This is a genomic window from Collinsella sp. LCP19S3_H3, from assembly GCF_052119145.1.
GTDB lineage: Bacteria > Actinomycetota > Coriobacteriia > Coriobacteriales > Coriobacteriaceae > Collinsella.
In genome coordinates, this window is the sequence record NZ_JBQKFW010000020.1 from 1 (window position 1) to 19119 (window position 19119).

General features: G+C 59.1%; 15 protein-coding genes. 9 read left to right on the top strand and 6 right to left on the bottom strand.

All coding sequences use genetic code 11. From position 1 onward, the window contains the following. Positions 1-705 precede the first annotated feature (705 nt). Positions 706-1284 carry a methylated-DNA--[protein]-cysteine S-methyltransferase gene (locus ACTQZF_RS08720; RefSeq protein ID WP_441555067.1) on the top strand — a complete coding sequence of 193 codons (579 nt, stop codon included), beginning with the start codon at positions 706-708 and terminating at the stop codon, positions 1282-1284. Positions 1285-1490: 206 nt separating this feature from the next. Here ACTQZF_RS08720 and ACTQZF_RS08725 read toward each other — a convergent pair whose 3' ends face one another. Further along, positions 1491-2726, bottom strand: coding sequence for a chloride channel protein (locus ACTQZF_RS08725; protein WP_441555068.1), 1236 nt, complete (start codon positions 2724-2726; stop codon positions 1491-1493). A gap of 315 nt (positions 2727-3041) precedes the next feature. Between ACTQZF_RS08725 and ACTQZF_RS08730 the strand changes: the two genes are divergently transcribed. Both ACTQZF_RS08730 and ACTQZF_RS08735 read left to right on the top strand, forming a co-directional pair. Further along, entirely contained in the window at positions 3042-3743 is a 702-nt protein-coding gene (locus ACTQZF_RS08730) for an ABC transporter ATP-binding protein (protein WP_427718202.1), read from the top strand. Between the two features lie 5 nt (positions 3744-3748). After that, entirely contained in the window at positions 3749-6514 is a 2766-nt protein-coding gene (locus ACTQZF_RS08735; RefSeq protein WP_441555069.1) for an FtsX-like permease family protein, read from the top strand. Positions 6515-7027: 513 nt separating this feature from the next. On the opposite strand, the gene ACTQZF_RS08740 is transcribed toward ACTQZF_RS08735, so the two are convergent. Both ACTQZF_RS08740 and ACTQZF_RS08745 read right to left on the bottom strand, forming a co-directional pair. After that, on the bottom strand, positions 7028-8107 hold the full coding sequence (locus ACTQZF_RS08740; protein ID WP_154514896.1) for a 6-phosphofructokinase: 1080 nt from the start codon (positions 8105-8107) through the stop codon (positions 7028-7030). Positions 8108-8247: 140 nt separating this feature from the next. Beyond that, the gene (locus tag ACTQZF_RS08745) at positions 8248-9333 is read right to left on the bottom strand and encodes a carcinine hydrolase/isopenicillin-N N-acyltransferase family protein (RefSeq protein ID WP_441054930.1); all 1086 of its coding nucleotides are present in this window, start codon (positions 9331-9333) and stop codon (positions 8248-8250) included. A 161-nt stretch (positions 9334-9494) separates the two neighbouring features. Here ACTQZF_RS08745 and ACTQZF_RS08750 point away from each other — a divergent pair, with 161 nt between their 5' ends. Next, positions 9495-10880, top strand: a complete 1386-nt coding sequence (locus ACTQZF_RS08750; RefSeq protein WP_441555070.1) for a M18 family aminopeptidase — start codon at positions 9495-9497, stop codon at positions 10878-10880. A gap of 285 nt (positions 10881-11165) precedes the next feature. On the opposite strand, the gene ACTQZF_RS08755 is transcribed toward ACTQZF_RS08750, so the two are convergent. The 3 genes from ACTQZF_RS08755 to ACTQZF_RS08765 all read right to left on the bottom strand — a co-directional run bounded on the left by ACTQZF_RS08755 (position 11166) and on the right by ACTQZF_RS08765 (position 14065). Next, positions 11166-12107 (bottom strand): D-2-hydroxyacid dehydrogenase, encoded by a 942-nt coding sequence (locus ACTQZF_RS08755; RefSeq protein ID WP_441054927.1) that lies wholly within the window; start codon positions 12105-12107, stop codon positions 11166-11168. A gap of 123 nt (positions 12108-12230) precedes the next feature. Further along, positions 12231-13118, bottom strand: a complete 888-nt coding sequence (gene map, locus ACTQZF_RS08760) for a type I methionyl aminopeptidase (RefSeq protein ID WP_441555071.1) — start codon at positions 13116-13118, stop codon at positions 12231-12233. A 170-nt stretch (positions 13119-13288) separates the two neighbouring features. Continuing rightward, on the bottom strand, positions 13289-14065 hold the full coding sequence (locus tag ACTQZF_RS08765; protein ID WP_441555072.1) for a radical SAM protein: 777 nt from the start codon (positions 14063-14065) through the stop codon (positions 13289-13291). Positions 14066-14290: 225 nt separating this feature from the next. Between ACTQZF_RS08765 and ACTQZF_RS08770 the strand changes: the two genes are divergently transcribed. The 5 genes from ACTQZF_RS08770 to ACTQZF_RS08790 all read left to right on the top strand — a co-directional run bounded on the left by ACTQZF_RS08770 (position 14291) and on the right by ACTQZF_RS08790 (position 18689). Further along, positions 14291-15088 carry an alpha/beta fold hydrolase gene (locus ACTQZF_RS08770; RefSeq protein ID WP_154514885.1) on the top strand — a complete coding sequence of 266 codons (798 nt, stop codon included), beginning with the start codon at positions 14291-14293 and terminating at the stop codon, positions 15086-15088. A 211-nt stretch (positions 15089-15299) separates the two neighbouring features. After that, positions 15300-17180: an HD domain-containing phosphohydrolase gene (locus ACTQZF_RS08775; RefSeq protein ID WP_441555073.1), complete on the top strand. Its 1881-nt coding sequence runs from the start codon at positions 15300-15302 to the stop codon at positions 17178-17180. 23 nt (positions 17181-17203) lie between these two features. Beyond that, complete coding sequence (locus ACTQZF_RS08780) at positions 17204-17560, top strand: Hpt domain-containing protein (protein WP_441555074.1); 357 nt, start codon at positions 17204-17206, stop codon at positions 17558-17560. Positions 17561-17790: 230 nt separating this feature from the next. After that, positions 17791-18351 (top strand): hypothetical protein, encoded by a 561-nt coding sequence (locus ACTQZF_RS08785; protein WP_441555075.1) that lies wholly within the window; start codon positions 17791-17793, stop codon positions 18349-18351. Positions 18352-18359: 8 nt separating this feature from the next. After that, positions 18360-18689, top strand: coding sequence for a helix-turn-helix domain-containing protein (locus ACTQZF_RS08790; RefSeq protein WP_117798466.1), 330 nt, complete (start codon positions 18360-18362; stop codon positions 18687-18689). Positions 18690-19119: the final 430 nt, after the last annotated feature.

The window sequence follows — 19119 nt, forward strand, 5'->3', positions numbered from 1 at the left end:
CCCCCCCCCCCCCCCCCCCCCCCCCCCCCCCCCCCCCCCCCCCCCCCCCCCCCCCCCCCCCCCCCCCCCCCCCCCCCCCCCCCCCCCCCCCCCCCCCCCCCCCCCCCCCACTGGTCTGCGGAGTGTTCTGAAAGCTAAGCCCGGCCCCCGCCTGCGGTGACTCGGCTGCGAGCGGCCTGCGATGGGGCCGTTGTTGGTTGGGGCCGCTGGGCTGATGTGAGGGCACGTGGCCGTTGCGGGCCCTGGTCCCGGCGGCGGCCTCGGCGCTTTGCGCCTGCCTCCTTTGGGGACTGCGGGGTCGTGACGGCAGCTGCGGCGCTTCGCGCCTGCTGCCTGAGGTGACTTTGGGGTTGGGGTGAATTGAAGTTGAATACTTTTCCCGAGAAGTGAACGACCTATTTTGGACCCCCGAAGCATTGACATATTTTGACTGCTATTTCCTGCGGCTTTGCTGCGCGAATCCTGCGGTTTTGTAATCAAAAAGTGTGGATGCTCCGGGGCCTCGTTTTTACTCGTTCACTTCTCGGGAAAAGTATTAGAGCTCAGCTGGCATGGGTACCGCCCTGGCGTCGAAGCCCCGCGTCTTCTTCTCTTGATTGGGGAAAGCGGCCTCGCTTAAACAATTACGAGCCTGCCCGGGCGTATCTGCGGAGTCGTCTGCACAATTCGCGGTATTATGGTGCGGAGTTTTGAAAGGAGCCGCTGGTGGTCACGACGACGTTTGCTTCGCCTTTGGGCGAAATCCTGCTTGCCGCTGATGGCCGCGGTCTGACGGGGCTTTGGTTTGAGGGGCAGGAGCACTTTGGCTCCACGCTTCTCCGGGAAGACTCCGAACATGTTGAAGGGGCCGATGCGGTTTCCGGTGCTGGTGGCATGTCGTCGGCGAGTCCGGCTCATGGTGCGGCTTCTTCGGTGCTTGAGCGTTCGTGGGCTTGGCTGAATGCTTATTTTGCAGGGCAGGAGCCTCGGTATACGCCGCCGTTGCATATGATCGGTACGGCGTTTCAGCGTGAAGTTTGGTTTGAGCTGCTTTCTATTCCGCGTGGCGAGGTCGCCACGTATGGCGAGATTGCGGCTCGTATCGCCGCCCGCCATCGGGTGCCGGGGAACGAGGACTCCGTTGTGTCTCCTCGTGCGGTGGGGGCTGCGGTCTCTCGCAACCCTATTTCGATTATCGTGCCGTGCCATCGCGTGGTGGCGGCCGACGGCTCGCTCAACGGATATGCCGGCGGCCTCAACCGCAAGGAGTGGCTGCTGCGGCTTGAGGGCGCGTACGAGGACTAGCGCTCGAACACTTTGCATAGCCAAGATGCCGTGAAAGAACGGGACACGCTTTCCGAATGGAGACTCAGACGGAAACCACGTCCCGGAATTCCGTTTTAAAGCGGGATGCGCTTTCCGAATGGCGTCCCAAGCGGAAACCGTGTCTCGGAATACAGCCTCAGAGTGGGACGCCGTTTCCGGTTGAGACCACCTGCTTGGACATCTTTCTACGCTCGCTCTTGCAGGGCGTAGATCGACTTATCCATGTTGAACAGGTAAGCCACGGCGCAGACAATAAAGAACATCGGCAGATTACCAAAGCCGAAGACTTCGCAGCCAATAAGGATGGGTGCGAGCAGCGTATTGGTGGCGCTGCCAAAGACGGCTGCGTAGCCCAGCGCGGCGCAGAACTCGGCGGGCATGCCGAGAATCCCGGCGAGTACGACGCCCAGGCTGGCTCCGATGGAAAACAGCGGCGTCACCTCACCACCCTGATATCCTGCGGCAAGTGTGGCGATGGTGAGTACGAATTTGAGCGCCCAGTCCCAAGGCATGATGGCGACCTTACCGTTACCGTTGAGCGCCGCCGATATCAGGTTGGTGCCAAGGCCGCAGTATCGACCCTGCCACAGTGCGAACAGAATCGCCGATAGCGCGATGCCGATAGCGGCGATGCGCGCATAGGGGTTGGGGAGTAGCCGCGCCGCAAGGGTCTTGACATGGGCAAGGCACCAGGCAAAGGCACCGCCTACCATGCCAAACGCGATGCCTAGTACCGCAAGCCGTCCAAGACCGGGGAGATCAAGCGCGCATGAGGCGGTAACGGCGACCTCGAACTTCTCGAGTCCCAGGGCACCGGAGGTCATACTTGCGGCGAGCGAGGCTGTAAGCGCGGGAAACAGCGCGCGGTATTCCATGCGTCCTGCGACCAGTACTTCGATAGCAAAGACCGTGGCAGCAAGGGGCGTTCGAAAGAGCCCGGCAAAGCCGGCGGCCATGCCGATAAGCAAAAACGTGTTGCCAGGGTCTCGGAAAGGTAGCCGTCGGCCGATCCAATGTGAGACGGTTGCACCGATCTGCACGGCTACGCCCTCGCGTCCCGCACTGCCGCCAAAGAGGTGCGTCCCCCATGTGCTCAGCATAATGAGCGGCACCAAGCGCGGCGAGATGGCGTCCTCACGCCCGTGGCCTACGTCGAATACCAGGCTCATGCCGCGGTCGGTGCCCTTGCCCCAAGCGCGGTAGGCAAACACGATGGCAAGGCCCATAAGGGCGAGGAAGGGGATGAGCAGGGTGATGTGTTCGTCGCGGAAGGCGCCGATCGCCAAAAGCACGCGTCCAAAGAGCGCGCAGATGGCGCCAACGATGATACCGACGGGGATTCCGACGGCACCCATAAGCACAAGACCGCTATAGGTGTTGAGCAGACGTTTGATTCTGCTCGATGCGCCGCTTTCCGACACTTCCCCTCCAAAACAAAAAAGACTCCTGCCGCGGCGTGATGCCTAAGGGCATCACGTAACAGCAGAAGTCATCAGCAACAAGGCGGTTTAGGGTAACGCGGCAGCTTGGCTGGCGCACCCAACGGAGACATTCATTCCGTAGCGGCATCATAGCGGTGGATACGGTTTGGGTCAAATGGTTGCCGTGGACAGTCCTGGTGCCTGCCCGCACCCCTCGTTTCCCCATATAAAACCTGCCAAAATAAACCTGTCCCTTTTTGGTCGGTGCGAAATGGGTAATACTAAAGAGTTATCCGACCAGATGGGAATTAATCGATGGCTTATATCGAATTCAAAGACGTCGTCAAAGCATACGGCGAGGGTGACGCCCGCATTCACGCGCTCGATGGCGCGAGTTTTACGGTCGAGCGCGGTGAGCTCGCCATTATCCTGGGTGCTTCGGGTGCCGGCAAGACCACGGCGCTCAATATTCTGGGCGGCATGGATACGGCGACTTCCGGCACCGTAACGGTGGATGGGCGCGACGTGAGTTCCGCCAATGAGGCGCAGCTCGTGGAATACCGCCGCGCCGACGTCGGCTTTGTCTTCCAGTTCTATAACCTGGTTCCCAACCTGACGGCGCTCGAAAACGTCGAGCTTGCGGCGCAAATCTGCCCCGATTCGTTCGATGCCGAACAGACACTTCGCCAGGTTGGCCTGGGCGAGCGCCTCGCCAACTTTCCCGCGCAGCTTTCGGGCGGCGAGCAGCAGCGCGTGTCCATCGCCCGCGCACTGGCCAAGAACCCCAAGCTGCTCCTGTGCGACGAGCCCACGGGTGCGCTCGACTACAAAACCGGCAAGCAGATTTTGCAGCTGCTGCAGGATACCTGCCGCAAGCAGGGCATTACGGTCATTATCATCACCCATAACTCCGCGCTTGCGCCCATGGCCGATCGCCTGATCTGCTTTAAGAGCGGTCGTGTGGAGAGCGAGACGGTCCAGCAAAATCCCGTGCCTATCGAGACGATCGAGTGGTAGCGCCCATGGACCAAGATCGCCAAAACAGCCAAAACCACGATACGGAGCACGTGGGTCACGATCGGGAGTTCGCGACCTACCGTACCGCTCAAAGCTCAAATGATATGGCGCCGACGGTTTTTCGCCGTGGCATCTCCCGCACAATCCGAGGCAGTCTTAAGCGCTTCCTATCTATCGTGGTCATTACCGCGCTCGGCGTGAGCGTGATGTGCGGTCTTAAGGCGGGCTGCGAGGATCTGCGCGATTCGGTCGACGTCTATTTTGACCAGCAGAATGTCTATGACATTAACGTGCAGTCGACCTATGGCCTTACGCGCGACGATCTTGCGGCCATTCAAGAGGTCGACGGCGTCGAGACGGCCGAGGGCATCTACACCGAGACCGCCTACACCGCCGTGGGTACCACGCGCGAGCGTGTAGTCGTGCAGAGCCTTTCTGGGAAGAATATCGATCAACCGGTGCTGGTGAGCGGCGATTTGCCCGAGAGCGCCGGCGAGGTCGCGGTGACTTCGAAGTTCCTGAAGGCTTCGGGCAAAAAGCTCGGCGACACGGTGAGTTTTGCCGCCAATGACGCGAGCTCGTCGAACCAAAGCGCCAAGGACCAGTTTGCCGCGGGTGATTACACCATTACGGCCGAGGTCCTCGATCCTACTGATGTGAGCTCCGACTCGACAGTCAACGCCTTTCGCGCTGCTTCGGCTGCGGACTATAAGTTCTATGTGAGCGAGGATGCCGCGACATCTTCTTCCTACTCCGCGGTCCACGTGATCGTCGAGGGAGCCAAGAGCCTCAACTCCTATTCAGATGCCTACACGACAAAGATCAACGAGGTCAAGGGTAATATCGAGAAGATTCGCGACGAGCGTGAGAAGGTGCGCGCCCAAGAGCTGACGGTCGACGTGCCGGCAAGCTTGGATGCCTCCGAGCGCCAGGCGAATATGCTCTTTGGGATTGAGCAGGACAACATCAACCGCATGCCCCAGGGCAGTGAGGAGCGCGCTCGGGCTCAGGCCGATTTGGACCAGCGCCGCGCCGCCACCGACCAGCAGTTTGCCGATGCACGCGCCGAGCTTTCCGATCTGGGCGAATGCACTTGGTACATCCAGGATCGCGGTAACATCGCAAGCTACTCAAGCGTCGAGAGCGACAGCTCTTCGATTGAGGCCATCGCCACGGTTTTCCCATTTATTTTCTTCGTCGTAGCCGTGCTCATCAGCCTTACCACCGCTACTCGTATGGTCGAGGAGGAGCGCACGCTCATTGGCTTATACAAGGCGCTCGGCTATTCACGCGGGCGAATCCTGTCCAAATACGTGGACTACTCGCTGTGGGCATGTCTGTTCGGCGGCGTACTCGGCAACATCATCGGATTTGTGGGGTTGCCGCTGTTTCTGTTTACGGTGTTCGATGACATGTACTCACTGCCCCAGATGCTGCTTTCGTACGACATCGTGTCCTCGATCGTCTCGGTGGCGCTGTTTGCCGTGGGCGTGGTGGGTGCCACGATTATCGCCTGCCGCCACGAGATGGCCGAGACCCCAGCCTCGCTTATGCGTCCCAAGGCCCCGCGAGCCGGCTCGCGCATCTTGCTTGAGCGCATCGGCTTTATTTGGCGCCGCATGGGCTTTTTGAACAAGGTGACAGCGCGTAACCTGTTCCGCTACAAAAAACGTGCCTTTATGACCATCTTCGGTATCGCCGGCTGCACGGCGCTCGTGATCTGCGGTATGGGCATCCGCGATACGTCGGTGGCGCTTTCGCCCAAACAGTACGGGCACATCACGCGCTATGACTTGCTGGCGGTCGCCAATCCCGATGACTATGCTCAGACGTGTGCGGCGCTGGAAGAGCGTAGCGCGGCCAGCGACTCCGGCGTACGCGTGACCTCGACCCTGCCGATTATGACCGACAACGTCACCTTTACGTTTGGCGGTAAGAGCGAGACCGTACAGCTCATCGTGATTCCCGACGACCGCACGGGTGACTTGGGCGATTACGTGCGCCTGGAGGATGAGTCCAAAGAACCGCTCGCCCTGCGTGACGGGGACGTGTATTTAAGCAAGAGTTCACAGCTGGTGCTGGGGATTCAGCCGGGCGATACGGCGCAGGTCCAGGATTCGTCGCTCAATGTTACCAAGGTCAAGGTTAGCGATATCTCGCTCAATTATTTGGGCAACACGCTTTATATGACGCAGGGCACCTATGAGCGCGCGTTCGGTCGAAGCGCGCGTCTTAACGGCATCTTTGTGCTGCTTAAGGGCTCGTCGGCCGACCAGATTGCGTTTAGCAAGAAGCTTAAGAGCGACGGTTGGCTTACGATTTCGAGTACGGCCGAGCATTGGGAGAACTATGAGTCGAACTTTACGATTATCAATTCGGTCGTAGTGCTTGTGACCTTTATGGCGGCGTGCCTGTCGTTTGTGGTGGTGTTTACGCTGTCTAATACGAATATTTCGGAGCGCGAACGCGAGCTGGCGACCATCAAGGTGCTGGGCTTCCGCCGTGGCGAGGTGCACCACTACGTCAATAAGGAGACGTTGATCCTTACGGCGATTGGCACCGCACTGGGCGTGCCGCTGGGTGGCCTGCTTGCCGAGAGCTTTACGTACGTTCTTCAGATGCCGTCGCTGTACTTTGATGTTGAGGTCGAGCCGCTGAGTTTCGTGCTCGCTGTGGTGCTTTCGTTTGGCTTTACGTTTATCGTCAACATCGCCACCAACCGAACCCTCAACAAGATTGACATGGTCGGTGCCCTCAAGAGCGCCGAGTAACCTGTTCTTGGATTCAAGTTGTAGCGAGCTGTGACGTGCCGCAGTCGCTTTATTGCATAAACCGCCCTGCAGAATGCATATTTTGGCGGGGCGGTTGCTTTTTACCCGCAGGTACCCCCAGGGGCGGCGTGCAAATTCCGGAGAATTCAGCATTCCGGAGTCCACGAGTATGGGAGCGGGCGCACAAAACTGCGCTGAAAGCCCTGATTCTGAGCTCCCAACGCCTCAAGAGCCGCTCGTTTTTACAAGATGCGGCCCATGGCGCCTGCCTTTCGCCCAAAATTCAGTATGCAGGCACCCTCGGCTGCTGAAAACTCCCAAAAATGCACGGCGCCTCCTGCCCTAGGCACCCGCAGCAAGAAGTCGAATAGCCTCGGCGAGCATGTAAACGCAGGGCCCTCCGACCCCGACCGACGATTTCGATTGGCGACCTTTGACGGAGTCAAGGGAGGAGCCAAATCGAAATACGTCGGGCGGGGTCGGAGGGCCCGATGGGATGGATTTCGGCCGAGGCTATTCGTCGCCGAAGCTGATGCCCAGCGCCTTGGCCTCGCGTACCAGGTCGCTCTGGGGATCGACAAACTTGAGCTTGCCGGCGACCTCCTCGAGCGGCATGTGGCACATCTTGCCGTCACGCAGGGCAATCATGTAGCCAAACTCGCCGCGTAGGCAGCCCAGTGCCGCCTCAACGCCGCACTGGGTCGCAAAGATGCGGTCCTGGGCGTCGGGCTGACCGCCGCGCTGCGTGTGGCCGGGGATGGCGACGCGGGTCTCGCGACCGGTCTTGGCCTCGATTTCCTTGGCAATGTCGTAGACAATCGACGGACTCGTGCGCTCGGCGAGCTTCTTCTTGTACTCCTTCTTGGGCAGCGCCGCGTCCTCCTTGGAGATAGCGCCCTCGGCGACGGCCACGATCGTAAAGCGGCTGCCGGTCTCCATGCGATGCTCGATGGTCTTGATGACGTTACCCATGTCGTAGGGAATCTCGGGAATCAGGATGACGTCCGCGCCGCCCGCGACGCCGGCGTACAGCGGGATCCAGCCAACCTTGTGGCCCATGATCTCGATAACGAACACGCGGCCGTGACTCGAGGCGGTGGTGTGGATGTCGTCGATGCACTTGGTGGCGACGTCGATGGCGCTCGTAAAGCCAAACGTCATTTCGGTGCCCCAGGTGTCATTATCGATGGTCTTGGGCAGAGCGATAACGTTGAGGCCCTCTTCGCGCAGGCGGTTGGCAGTCTTGGTGGAGCCGTTGCCGCCCAGCATAAACAGGCAGTCGAGTTGCAGCTTGTGATAGGTGTGGACCATCGCAGGCACCTTCTCGACACCGTCGGCCTCGGGAATGTCCAGGCGCTTGAACGGCGTGCGGCTCGTGCCCAAAATGGTGCCGCCGCGGGTAAGGATGCCGCTAAAATCGGCGGGCGTCATGACGCGGAACCTGCTGTAGATAAGGCCCTGGTAGCCGTCCTCAAAACCATAGATCTCGATAGGTTCTTCGCTATTGGTCATAAGCGTTTTGACGATGCCGCGCATGGTGGCGTTGAGCGCCTGACAGTCGCCGCCGCTGGTAAGAAGACCGATCCTAAGCATGATGAATCCTTCCGGGCAAGTTATAACATGCGCATAAGTTTACCCCCGCACACTGTTGATACGGGGGTAAAACGTGTTAGCTCAAGCGTATAGAAATGTAAACAACGTCAGGCGAGCGTAAGGTCGACGGGCCTAGCTCCTTACAGTGCGAAGACGTCGACGTCGCCCCAGTGGCGGCGCAGCGCAATAGCGGCGGCGGGTTCGGTATTGTCAAAGACGACCGACCATTGCGTATTGCTGGTGATGTCTTCCGGATTGGGCTCTTGCGCTGCGGCGCGCAGGGCTTCCCAGGCAATCGTTTCGTCCTGGGCACCGACATGGGCGTCAAGGACATCGGCGATTGCGATGGCGCGCTCTTTACCATGGCCCAGTTCGCCGTTCTTTTGGTTGGGCAGCACTTCGTCGCCATAGCAGGGGTAGAAGTTCGTAACCTGGCGTACAGGAGTCGCTTTGAAAGCGCGGTCCGGATCGTGCGGATCCCACTCTACTACGCGCGCGTCACCGGTGGCGTCGTTGATAAAGAAGTGATAATCGCGTCCTGCCATGGCGTGCATATCGTAGGCGGAAAGCAGGTCGACAGCTTCTTGTGTGGTGGCGGCACGGTCGAGTACCAGACGGATGGCGAGCGAGGTATTGATGACAGGGCGTTGCGTGTCCTGGTCACAGGGCTTGGAATCCAGGGTGAGCACGGCAACGGACACGCCGCATTCGTTAACACCGTCGAGCTGGGCAAACGGACCCATGAGTGCGGCGGCGCGTCCGGCGACGGAGTCAAGCGGAGTGTTATCGCCCAGGTTGTTAAGGGCGGCAAACCCGATGGAGGCATAGCCGCCGCGTGGGTGATTGCGCACCAGCAGCGCCGAGGTGTCGTCCTTAAAGTCGTAATTGCGACCGGTGCGCACGCGGCCTTCGGCATCTACGGCGACAAAAGCGCTGCAGGCAAACTGGGGAGCCTGGACATGTGCCGGCACACCGGGCAGCACCTGCGCCACCACGGCATCGATGTAGGCCTGGTCGTCGCGCACGCCAGCGGCGATGATGCGATCAAGATCGTAGTCGTAGGCGATGTCGATTGCGTACAGGTCATAGCCATCCGCGTAGCCGGTCAAGCGTTTGAGCGACGCGGCGGACTTGATTTGCTTGCGGTAAACGATACCGGTGGCAGCGGCAAGGCCGACGGCGACTCCCGCGACACCGCAGGCGATGGCAATGTTACGTGGCTTCATGACGGCTCCTCTCGTCCTGTTGGCGTAATTATCGCAAAAGGAGCGCGGGCATGATGGCTCAACCTGGTGAGCGGCACGGGATTAAACATGGAATGAAGAGTGCGGCGCTGGCGTGGCGGGGTATGCTGGAGGGGACCATCAACCCAGCGAAAGGGGAGAGCATGACGGATCAGGAAACGCCCGAACGCGCGCATGTGACGGCCGACGATATCGAGGCCGCCAACGACCTTATCGACTTTATCGAGGCGTGCCCCAGCATGTTCCATACGGCGGCGACCATTATGGCCGAGCTCGACGAGGCGGGCTTTACCTACCTGCCCGAGAATGCGGCGTGGGACATCGAGCCGGGCGGGCGTTATTACACGCAGCGCAACACCTCGAGCGTTATCGCCTTTAAGGTGGGCGAGGACCTGGCCGCGACGTGGGGCGAGGACGGCGTTGCCGGCGACTATCATTTTCAGCTCACGGCGTCGCACAGCGATTCTCCGACGTTTAAGGTCAAGGCCGTGCCCGAGCTTGACGGCGCGGGCGAGACGCTGCGCCTGAACACCGAGGCCTATGGCGGCATGATCGACTACACCTGGTTCGATCGCCCGTTGGCGCTGGCTGGACGCGTGCTGGTGCGCGAGGGCGACCGTATTGAGAGCCGCCTGCTTGCCACCGAGCGCGAGGTCGCTATCATTCCGAGCCTTGCTATCCATATGAACCGTGGCGTCAATGAGGGCTTTGCACCCAACCGCGCTGTCGACCTGTGCCCGCTCATCAGCGCCGGCGAGCTTAAGCAGGGCGACTTTGATGCTCTGATCGCCGACGAACTGGACGTCGAGCCCGAGCAGATTTTGGGCCGCGATCTGTTTCTGGTCAATCGTCAGGACGCGCGCATTTGGGGCTGGGCCGACGAGTTTATCTCGACGCCCAAGCTCGACGACCTAGCCTGTGCCTACACCTCGCTGCAGGCATTTTTGAGTGCCGAGAATGCGCATGACATCTCGGTCTTTTGCTGCTTCGACAACGAGGAGGTTGGCTCCGAGACCAAGCAGGGCGCCATGTCGACGTTCTTGGCCGATGCGTTGCGTCGCATTAACGGGTCGCTGGGCTTTGATGACGAATCGTATCACCGCGCGCTTGCCGCCTCGATGCTCGTGAGCTGCGACAACGCGCACGCCGTGCATCCCAACCACGCCGAGAAGTGCGATGCCTACAACCAGGTCGTGCTCAACGGCGGTATCGTCATCAAGGAAGCCGCCAACCAGCACTACTGCACCGATGCCTTTAGCCGCGCAGTGTTCCAGGCCATCTGCGATGACGCAGACGTGCCCACGCAAGCCTTTGCCAACAAGAGCGATATGGCGGGTGGCTCCACGCTCGGCAATCTGTCCAATATGCAGGCGAGTATGCACGCCGTGGACGTGGGCCTGCCGCAGCTGGCCATGCACTCGAGCTACGAGACCGGTGGTGTGCGCGACGTGATGTACGCGATTCGTGCCCTCACGGCTTTCTACGAGCGCGACCTAAACATCAACGGTGCCGAAAGTGTGGAGCTCTAAAACCTGCCAAAAAAGGACGGGTTTATTTTGGCAGGTTTTATCTGGGCAAATGCCGCAATGTCAACGGTAAGACGGAGCTGCTAAGGCTTGCAGATGAAGCCGACGCCAGCGGAACCGCCGCAGGTAGAGCAAAAGTCAGCGAGAGCCCGCCGTTTGAGCCAAGGTGCCGTGAAATGAAAAGGCGCTGACCTTCTGGTCGCGCCTTTGAAATTGAACGGCAGATTGGCCAAACGGCGGGCTCGCAGCGTCGAGGGGTTCCGGCGTTTGGTAAAACGCCGGAACAATCTAATGCTCAATCCAACAACGTAAAGTTTCGCCGGCCTGCAGGTGACGCAGATTCTCCGCGGCGATGTCGACCACGTTATTGAGCGTGGCGGCCAGGTGGAACCAGCCCGAGACATGCGGCGTGATGAGCATGTTGGGTGCATCCCACAGCGGGCTTGTGGCGGGCAGCGGCTCGGGATCGGTGACGTCGACCGCGGCGCCGGCGAGATGCCCCGATTCCAGAGCGGCAACCAGGTCGTCGGCAACAACAAGATCGCCGCGGCCGCCGTTGGCAAAGAACGCGCCCGGTTTCATCGCGGCGAAGAACTCGGCGTTCGCCAGGCCGCGGGTCTCGGGCGTGCTGGGCATAAAGGATGCGACGATGTCGGCCTCTGCCAGGCGCTCAGACAGGGCATCCATGCCGTCCATGTCCTCAAACACAATGGGGTAGACGAGCGGATGGCGCTTGATGCCGCGGACGTGCGCACCCATGCTGCGGCAGAGCGTGGCAAAGTGGCCACCGATATCGCCTGCGCCCAGCACCAGCACGTTGGCGTTTTTGAGCGAGGTGACCGGCCCCAAATCCTCCCAGCGATGCTCGCGCTGCAAGTCGTGATAGCCGGGCAGGCGCTTCATCATGGAAAGGACCATGGCAAACATGTGCTCGCTCACGGCCTGACCGTAGGCGCCGATCGAGCAAGACAGCTTGGCTTCAGCCGGCACGGTGCCGGCGGCAAGGTAGTCGTCATAGCCGGCGGTCTGCAATTGCAACAGCTGGAGATGGTCGCATGCCGTGAGCATGTCAGGGTCGATGTTGCCCAGGATCACGTCGGCATCGGCGACCTGTTCGCGCGTGATGTCGCCGGCGCTCGTGTAGATAAAATCCTCGCCCGGAGCGCTCGACTCAAGAATTGCACGATGGCGGTCGTTGACGGGCAGCAAAACCAGGATGTTCACAAGCATTCCTCTCCGCTCAACCTGCCAAAAAGGGACAGGTTTATTTTGGCAGGTTTTATCAGGCAAAACGTTCAAATAAAACGCCGGATGTAAGACGAGCGTGCCCGTCAGCATCTGGCGCATCTACGGCTACCAGCTCAGCAGCTCGTAGCCGTCCTCGGTCACCACGAGCTGTACCTCGCACTGGGCCGAGTCGCTGCCGTCCTTGGTGCGCACGCACCACCCATCGCCCTTGCTAATCTTAATGTCGGGTGCTCCGGCGTTGACCATGGGCTCGATAGTAAAGACCATGCCCGGAACCATGATAGTGTCCACGTCGGGCGCCTCGGTGGTAAAGCCCACAAACGGGTCCTCGTGGAACTCCTTGCCAATGCCGTGGCCACCATACTCGCGCACCACGCTAAAGCCGGCGTCCTCGACCGTCTTTTGTACGGCCTCGGCCATCACGGAGAGCGGCAGCCATGGCTTGACGGCTGCCAGACCCGCCTCCACGCTGGCGCGGGTGACGTCGACCAAGCGCTGGCGCTCGGCCGAGACCTTGCCGATGCAGAACATGCGGCTCGAGTCGCTAAAATAGCCGTCTAAGATCGTTGAGCAGTCCACGTTGATGATGTCGCCCTCGTGCAGTACGTCCGTATCGCAGGGAATGCCGTGGCAGACTACGTCATTGATCGAGGTACACACGCTCTTGGGGTAGCCCTCGTAGTTGAGGTCGGCCGGCGTTCCACCATGCTCGACGGTGTAGTCGTAGATCATCTGGTCGATCTGATTGGTGGTCATGCCCGCGGCGATATGCTCACCCACATAATCGAGCACGCCCACGTTGATGGCGGCCGAGCGCTTGATGCCCTCGATATCGGCAGGCGTCTTATAGAGCGTGCGGGGCAGGACGTTCCAGCCCTCTTCCCACAGGCGCTCGAGGCGCTCATCAAAGGAGCTGTGACATTTCTTGTATTTTTTGCCGCTGCCGCACCAGCAAGCGTCGTTGCGGCCAGGCACGGGTCCATTGTCAAACATGGCTAACTTCCTTTCATTCGCAGCTAGTATAGCCCACCCGCAGAGCAGCTAATTTGGGACGGGGCTTTTTTGACTGCTTTTGTCCGCGCGGCCTTGCGCCTCCCATATCGCTCCCAAAAGCAGTCAAAAAAAGCCCCGTCCCAAATTAGCTGCTCTTGGGCAGACGGGTGCTAGTAACTCACCTGGCAGGGAATGCCGAGGGCGCGCACGCGTGTGGCAATCGCGTCGAGCACCTCAGGCGCCGCTTTGGCAAGGCCAGCGATCGGTGTCTCGCGCGCCACCGTGTAAATGGTTGCTTCTTGTGGACGAATGCGCTCAAGCGCCGCGAGCCAGGGGGCAACGTACTCCTCGCCGGTGTTGTCGATGGGCTTGCCCTGATACTCACCGGTCAAAAAGATCGTCTGAATGATAACGTGGCCCTCAAAGCTCGCGAACGTCTCGATCTGGTGCTCGACGTCGTAGGGACCAACGGGCTGGTCGAGCAGCTGGATAAATGCTGGATCGACCGTATCGAGCTTGAGGATGTTGTCGTCGACCATCATGAGCGCATCATGCACCTGGGGACGGTCGGCGCGCGTGCCGTTGGAAAGCACGGCAATCTTGGTGTTCGGGGCCAACTGGTCGCGAAGCGCGACAGCGCCGGCGATGGCCTGCGGGAACTCCGGTGCGGCGGTGGGCTCGCCGTTGCCGGCAAACGTGATTACATCGGGCAGCTCACCCTCGACTGTCATCTCGCGTAGTTTGGCTTCGAGTGCGTCGAGCACCACGGCAGCCGTGTTGTGTGGCTCGTGGCAGGGGCGCTCGGCGTTGAGGCCGTTTTCGCAGTAAATGCAGTCAAAGGTGCAAATCTTGCCGCTGGCAGGCATCATGTTGACGCCGAGCGAGAGTCCAAGGCGTCGGCTGCAGACGGGCCCAAAGATGGGGCTGGCATTCAAAAACGTAGACATAGGCATATGCTCCTCTAGACAATTGTGCCTAAGCATAGCATCGGCTCCAAAACAAGGTGCGGGCTCTTGCTTTACAAGTTTCGTTTTTTCACGTCGCTCATGATGCTGTGCCATGAAAAGCCTCGGCTCGGGTACAGTTAATCTGTTAACAAGGCATAAGGCAATGCGGGTCCATCCAACCGTACTGACGTGCAACTGGATGGGCATTGATGATGGGGGCACAACATGGATTTTACGGTCGAGAATGCGGGCACCACGATTGCCTGTCGCGAATATGCCGGCCCGGATGTGTCGCCTGATACTCCTGCCTTGGTGTGCGTGCACGGTGCTTGTGTCGACGGCACATTTTTCGACGGTATCGCTTGTGAGCTCAGCCGCAACTACCGCGTAATTGCCTACGACCGCCGCGGCTGTGGTGGCAGCAGCGAAGCGGCAGACGGCAGCTATGATCTTTCCACTCAGGCCGCCGACCTGCAGGCCGTGATCGAACACGTTGGCGCTTCGACAAATGTGCTTGCGCATAGCGCCGGTACGTTGGTGGCGCTGGAGCTTCTTCGCACCGAACCCCATCTCGTCGCCCGTGCGATTCTGCATGAGCCGGCTGTGTCGGCCGAAGGCGTCGGCATGGGCGCAGCTCCGGTTTTGCTCGATATGATTGCGGCTGGAAAGGTTTCAAGGGCGCTCCGGCTTTTCTTGGGAGCCCTCGGCGACTTGGACCCCGAGGCTCCTGGGACGACCGAAGCGGAAGCCAAACATGCCCTGCGCAATGGTCGTTGCTTCATGGCCAATGAATACGGAACAAATATGACTTACGTTCCCAATTGGGATAGTGTCCGCGCATCGAAGTCCGTTGCTGCTGTGCTTCTCGGCGAGCTTTCGGTCGGTACGCCCCGCGAGGCTGGTACGCGAGCGGCTGCCGAATATCTCGATTGCCCCCTCGTGACGATCCCGGGCGCGCATAACGGTCTGCGCGATCGTCCCGTTACGGCGGCAAACGCCGTTCGCGATGTCTTGGAGCGTTAGCGCGCTCGATGACCTGCGGGGAGGGGGACTGTTGGCGTTTCGTCTTTGTTAACGAATGCGCCCATAACCGCGCGCCCGCGGCTCCATTACCGCTGTTTGCCAGGTCATAAAAATGCAACGATAATCGCGCATTTGCCTGCAGCTGTTAGATGATACCCTTGTATCATTTGATATGCGCCGTTGCCGTGCGTGACGATAGAAAGGGCCCCATATGCTCAATAATCACGAGGCAAATCTAACCGACGAGGAGGCTGCCGCTGAGGTCGCCCGCGTCGCGAAGACCTACCCCGTGGTGCGTTTGCTGTCGGCCGATCAGATTAAGAGCGGGCCTAACTGCTTGCTCGCCGGCGATCGCTGCCCTTGTCTGCGTCAGTCGAGTCTTGAGGCCTTGGCAGATTCGGGTGAGGTGTCGGAGCAACTGCTCAACGATGGTGTTGAGTACCGCGCCCGTCTGCGCCCTCTAAAGGTCGAGGGTGAGCCTCACGTCTTGCTGATGGTGCGTCCGATTGATGAGCAAGAGGCCACAGAAGAGGACCTTGTCTACACCGACGTGCTGACGGGCGTGCGCAATCGCCGATATTACGAGGAAAAGCTCCGTAGCGCCCGCATGAATGCCGGCGTTGCGATGATCGACCTTGATGATTTTAGGGTCGTCAATGATACGTGTGGCCGTCATGCCGGCGACCTTGCGCTCGGTGCTGTGGCGACAGCCATACGCAGCGGAATCCGTTCGACTGACGAGCTTGTGCGCTATGTCTGCGACAAGTTTGTGGTTGTCATGCCCAATATTCCCTCCGATGACTTCACCCGTCGCCTGCATCAGGTATCCGATGCCGTTCATGCCACGATTATTCCGGGCCATGAGTACGCGAGCTTGACGGCATGTGTTGGTGGCGTTCTCATTCATGGCGAGACGGTCGATGAGGGCGTTGGCCGCGCCGTCCAGTTATTGAGCCGCGCTAAGGCAAAAGCCGGTACGGTCGTGACCGATGCCGATTCCATCGAGGCCTTCCAAAGCGAAAAGCCTTTGGTGCTTATTGTCGATGACTCCGAGATGAACCGAGCCATTCTCAACGAGATGCTTAAGGACGAGTATTGCATCCTTGAGACTGATAACGGTCGTGCGGCGCTCGACATGGTCGACCGCTATGGCGATGAGTTGTCGCTCATGCTGCTGGATATTGTCATGCCGGGCGTAAGCGGCTTTGAGGTGCTGGCCGATCTGTCGCGCCGATCGGTTAGTGACAATCTACCTGTCATCATGATTTCGAGCGAAGATTCCGATGATATGGTTCTGCGCGCGTACGAGCTGGGCGCCTCGGACTATATCAACCGCCCGTTTGACTCCCGTGTCGTGCGCCGCCGTGTAAGCAACACCATCCGCCTATACGCCAAACAGCGCCGCCTGACGAGCCTGCTGTCCCAGCAGTACAACGAGCGTGTCAAGAACAGTCGCATGCTCATCGACATCATGGCTGGCGTCATGGAGCTTCGCAACGGCGAGAGTGGCAGGCACGTTACGAACATCGAGAAGCTGACCGAGCTGCTGCTTGGCTGTCTGGTCCAGCGTAGCGGCACGATCTCCCTCGACAATGAGGAACGTTCCACGATCGCCCTGGCTTCGGCGTTGCACGATATCGGCAAGATGTCGATTGACGATGCGATTCTCAACAAACCTGGGCGCCTTACACCCGAGGAGTTCGAGATTATGAAGACGCATACCACGATCGGCGCCGACATGTTGCTTGAGCTGGGCCGCCATCACGTTGGCAATGCGCTTATGGAATATGCGTACCAGATTGCGCGTTGGCATCACGAGCGGTGGGACGGCAAGGGTTATCCCGATGGCCTTAAGGGCGACGAGATCCCTATTGCCGCGCAGGTGGTCTCGGTGGCCGACGTGTACGATGCTCTGACGAGCGTGCGCGTGTACAAGGACGCTATCCCGCACGAGGAGGCAATCCAGATGATTCTGGACGGTAAGTGCGGCACCTTTAACCCGCTGTTGCTCGACTGCCTGCTCGAGGTGCAAGACCGTATTGCCGAGACGTTGGCACGACCCGCCGATGTCGTCGCGTTTCCCATGATTTAGTTTGACCAAAGGAGTTTTAATCCATGATTTCCATGCGTGAGGCGTATGAGAAGATTGGCGCCAATTATGATGACGCGTGCGCTCGGCTGATGGGCGAGGAAATGCTTACCCGCTTTGCCCTTAAGTTTTTGGATGATGAGAGCATGGACAAGCTGGAGGCCGCCATGGCGGCGGGAGACGCCGAAGGTGCGTTTATGGCAGCGCACACGCTCAAGGGCGTGAGCCAGAACCTGGGATTCGATAATCTGTACGAGCCGGCGGTCGTGGTGACCGAGGCGCTGCGCGGCGCCGATGCCGTTGACGGTGCTCGCGAGGGAATGCATGCGTTGCAGCAGCAATATGCGGCAACGATGTCGGCCCTGCGCGAGGCGGCCGAATAAGAGCTTGCGGGCCTTGATGACTATGAGAGTGGATAATCTCCCGTTTTAGGCCCGGTGGCGGCCTCAAAGTGGGAGATTATCCACTCTCGTTCGATACGTGTCCAAAAATCCACTCTCACCCTTTCTGATTAGTGAATGGCCTATGCGCACTGGCTGGGCTTTCCGCATGCAATCCATATCGTTGTTCGATAAACTATTCCGATAACGATAGATTCGATGAGGGTGAGTATATGTCCAACAGCGTTCAGCGTATGGCCAAGGCGGGCGAAAACATCAGGAAGCTTGGTTTTTGCATGGCGGTCGTTTTTGCGGGAATGCTCGTCGCTTTTGCCGCGTTGGTTGTTTACGTGATCTGGTATGCGGTTGCAAACGTTGCTTCTGTCGATTCTTTCGGTGTTGTGACACTTCTCAATGGCGGGTGCATCGTTATCCCAAGTGGACTGTGCATGGCGCTTGTTATGGGTATTTCGCTTGTCGTTCTGTGCGGGATCAGCCGTAACATCTCGCGAGGCGTCTCGCCCTTTACCAAGACGCATGTGCGGCTTATCCGTGTTCTCGCGCTTGCCTTTGCTGTTAACGCCGCGGTTTCGCTTGTTGGTGCCTATGGATCGGTCAATCTCACCATTGGTGGGCTGGAGCTTTTTATCGTGCCTCATTCCTTCGTTATCGCGATTTGCCAGGGCGTTGCCTTTGACGCGGGGTCGCTTATCGGCGCGGCTGTCTGTTTGTTTGTCTCGGTGATCTGGAGCTATGCCTCGCTGCTCCAGGAGCAGTCTGACGAGCTTGTGTAGGAGGAAGCATGAGCTATCTCATTATCGAGCTTGAGACGCAGCTGCTTAAGACCGGAAAGACCAGCGCTGATCTGATTCGTGCCACGGGGCATACTCCGGCTAATATTTCAAAGCTAAGAAACGGAAAAATTAAAGCTATTCGTCTTAAGACGCTTCTCGATATCTGCGATGAACTTGATTGCCAACCGGGAGATATTATTCGGCGCGTGAGCGAGAAGGAACTTGAGGAGCTTATTGTCGAGCGCGCAAAAAATGTCGTGAGGCAGATGCGGAATGGTGGAGGCAATGAGGCGTCGCTTCCGACATCAGTCTTTGCTGTCGATTTGAGCGATGAGTAGCATATAGCGAGCAGCTAAAACGAGATATTGGTGTGATGGGGCCCGTGTCTAGCACGGGCCCCATCTCTTTAAATTATCTTGACAAATATAAGTTATCGATAAACAATAACATAAAGTAAAAGCGATAATAGAAAGGAGGAACGATATGAGCTGGATTGTCAAACCGAGTTATGTGGACCCCGGTGGTGGGTGCAACGGTTACTGCAAGACATTCTGTGGAGCACGCACTTGCGTCAATAACTGCAGCAAAAACTTCTGTTTAGTTAATCTCTAGCAGTTGCGGCTGCTGCCAGGCGACAGTCTGGCAGCAGCGGTTTTGTTAAAGGCTTTAGCCTGTGCGGGGCGCACAGCGCGCCGCATCAGAAACCACCCGCTATGCGGGTGGGGCCAAACGGCTTTACAAAGCCGCCCCCTCGCCGGACACTTGCGA

Coding starts and splice junctions, on each gene's coding strand:
- ACTQZF_RS08785 (WP_441555075.1), top strand. CDS start 17,791: ATGTCCAACAGCGTTCAGCGTATGGCCAAGGCGGGCGAAAACATCAGG.
- ACTQZF_RS08730 (WP_427718202.1), top strand. CDS start 3,042: ATGGCTTATATCGAATTCAAAGACGTCGTCAAAGCATACGGCGAGGGT.
- map (WP_441555071.1), bottom strand. CDS start 13,118: ATGTTTGACAATGGACCCGTGCCTGGCCGCAACGACGCTTGCTGGTGC.
- ACTQZF_RS08775 (WP_441555073.1), top strand. CDS start 15,300: ATGCTCAATAATCACGAGGCAAATCTAACCGACGAGGAGGCTGCCGCT.
- ACTQZF_RS08735 (WP_441555069.1), top strand. CDS start 3,749: ATGGACCAAGATCGCCAAAACAGCCAAAACCACGATACGGAGCACGTG.
- ACTQZF_RS08765 (WP_441555072.1), bottom strand. CDS start 14,065: ATGTCTACGTTTTTGAATGCCAGCCCCATCTTTGGGCCCGTCTGCAGC.
- ACTQZF_RS08790 (WP_117798466.1), top strand. CDS start 18,360: ATGAGCTATCTCATTATCGAGCTTGAGACGCAGCTGCTTAAGACCGGA.
- ACTQZF_RS08780 (WP_441555074.1), top strand. CDS start 17,204: ATGATTTCCATGCGTGAGGCGTATGAGAAGATTGGCGCCAATTATGAT.
- ACTQZF_RS08745 (WP_441054930.1), bottom strand. CDS start 9,333: ATGAAGCCACGTAACATTGCCATCGCCTGCGGTGTCGCGGGAGTCGCC.
- ACTQZF_RS08740 (WP_154514896.1), bottom strand. CDS start 8,107: ATGCTTAGGATCGGTCTTCTTACCAGCGGCGGCGACTGTCAGGCGCTC.
- ACTQZF_RS08750 (WP_441555070.1), top strand. CDS start 9,495: ATGACGGATCAGGAAACGCCCGAACGCGCGCATGTGACGGCCGACGAT.
- ACTQZF_RS08755 (WP_441054927.1), bottom strand. CDS start 12,107: ATGCTTGTGAACATCCTGGTTTTGCTGCCCGTCAACGACCGCCATCGT.
- ACTQZF_RS08770 (WP_154514885.1), top strand. CDS start 14,291: ATGGATTTTACGGTCGAGAATGCGGGCACCACGATTGCCTGTCGCGAA.